At 65.9% G+C, this 2138-nt stretch carries 1 protein-coding gene; it reads right to left on the bottom strand.

Annotation, left to right across the window (positions count from 1 at the left end):
- The coding region (locus EN893_RS30485; protein ID WP_206640201.1) for an autotransporter-associated beta strand repeat-containing protein at positions 1-2138 on the bottom strand (2138 nt) is incomplete at both ends.

Here is a 2138-nt window from a genome sequence, read left to right as displayed (position 1 = left end):
GCCAGGATGAGTGTGCCGTCGCCTTGTTTGGTCAACGCGCCAACACCCGCGATGGTGCCGCCGAGCGCCAGGTTGGTCGCGCCGTCGATATCGAAAGTGCCGCCGCCGGCGTTGAGCGTCACGAAGCGCCCGGAAGCGATACCGGCGGTAGTGTGCAGCGTGCCGCCGTCAAGCGAAAGAACGCCGGGGAAGCCGCCGAGATTGCTGTCGGAGGAGATCTGCACGGTGCCGCCATTGATCGCGGTGCCGCCGGTATAGGTGTTGGTGCCTGCCAAAACCAGCGTGCCGGCGTCGGTTTTGACCAGTTGCCCGGCCCCCGTGAGGTTCGAGGCGATGGTTGCCGTATAGCCCGCGCTCGCCGCCGAGCCGTCGCCAACGCGGATGATCGACTGCAGCCCAATAAGCCCTACGTCCGCGCCCTGCACCCGGTAGCCGCCGATCGCGAATTGCATGCCGGCAGCCAAAACCGGGCCATTCGTGCCGTCCACCGTCACCGTCCCAGCCGTACCCTGGAAGATGGCGAAGCTGCCATTGGCAAAGGGAGCGGCGAAAAGTCCGGTCGAATCCGTCCAGTTCTGGTCGCCGGCAGCACGCCAGGTGCCGTTGCCGCCATTGACGGCACCGTTGGAATGCGGACCGGCGTCGCCGTCCCAGTAGCTCAGCGTCAGGCCCGCCGAGTTGACCAAATTGACCTGGTTGGCGACCGACGTCTGCACGAAATAGTTCGGATCGGTGACGTTGAGGCCGTTGTCGATCAGCGAGCCGCCATAGTTGAACACGCGATAGATCCCGGGGCCGAAGCTGCCGCCCGATGTCTTCGTAATGTTGAGTGTACCGTCGAGGGTGAGATTGCCGCCGACGTTGATCAGGTCGTTGAGCGCGCCGCCAGGCACATTGGCCTGGCCGAAATCGACGTTGAGGTTGGAATTGCCGAGGGCGAGATTGCCGTTGATGGTCAGCGTGCCGGGCATGCTGCCTGCTCCACCGGCGCTCAACGTGCCGCCGTCGGCGACCGTGACGCTGCCGCCGATGATGCCTGTGCCGCCAAGCGTCGCGCCGCCGGCGACCGAAATCTGCCCGGCCGCGCCCGACTGGTTGCCGTTGACGAGCAGGGTGCCGGCATTGACGTTGGTCGCGCCGCTATAGCTGTTGGTGCCAGTGAGCGTCGTAACGCCGCTGCCGAGCTTGTTGACCGTGCCGCTGCCCGAGATCGCGCCGGCAAAGATGTAATCGCTGTTGAGGTTGAAGGCGAGCACGCCGTTGTTCGTAACGGCTGGCGTCGCGAGCGCCCCGGCCGTCGCGCCGTTGCCGATTTGCAGCGTCCCGGACTGTATAGTCGTGCCGGCACTGTAGCCGTGGTTCCCGGTCAGCGTCAGCGCGCCGGCGCCTTGCTTGGAGAGGCTCTCGAAATTGCTGACATTGGCGGCGTCCAGCGTGCGTCCCGCGGCGGCGACCACTTGCAGTGTGTCTCCGACGCCAGTCTCGCCACCGGTACCCGCGTCAACGCCCGCGCCACTGATGACGGCGGTGTCATTGAGCACCAGCGTGTCGTTGCCGGCGCCGAGATTGAGCTGTGCGGCGCCTGTGTTGAGCGTGCCGCTTACGTTGACCGTGTCGTTGCCGGCGCCAAGATTGCCATTGCCGCGCAACGTGCCGCCCGCCGCGATGGTGATGGTGCTTGCGCCGCCATCGCCGGCAAGAGTTGAGAAGCCACCGGCGGCGGCTCCGACCGTGCCGTTGACGGTGAGCGTGCCGGTACCGTTCAAGGCGATCGTCGGTGTGGTGAGGCCGCCGTTGACCTGCAGGACACCCGCGTCAATGCGCGTGGCGCCGATATCGTTGCCGGCTTGCGTCAGCACGGTCGCGCCCGTCCCGATTTGCGCGATCGTGCCTGGGCCGCTGAGAAGGCCGGTGAAATTGAACGTGTCGCTGCGGTTGAACGACAAGGTTGAGGTGGCAGCATTGACGATCACGTTGCCGGCGCCGGCGTTGCCGGTGGTGCCGCCATTGCCGATCATCAGATTGCCGTTGTTGATGACGGTGTTGCCGGTGAAAGTGTTGTTGCCGGTGAGCGCCCAGGTGCCGGCATCGTTCTTGGCCAGCGTGGTTGCACCGCCGGCGCCGTCGGCGATCGCCCC

The sequence above is a fragment of the Mesorhizobium sp. M7A.F.Ca.CA.004.04.2.1 genome (assembly GCF_004022825.1).
Lineage (GTDB): Bacteria > Pseudomonadota > Alphaproteobacteria > Rhizobiales > Rhizobiaceae > Mesorhizobium.
The sequence above is the reverse complement of the archived record's forward strand: the minus strand, read 5'-3'. Positions and strand labels throughout refer to the sequence as shown.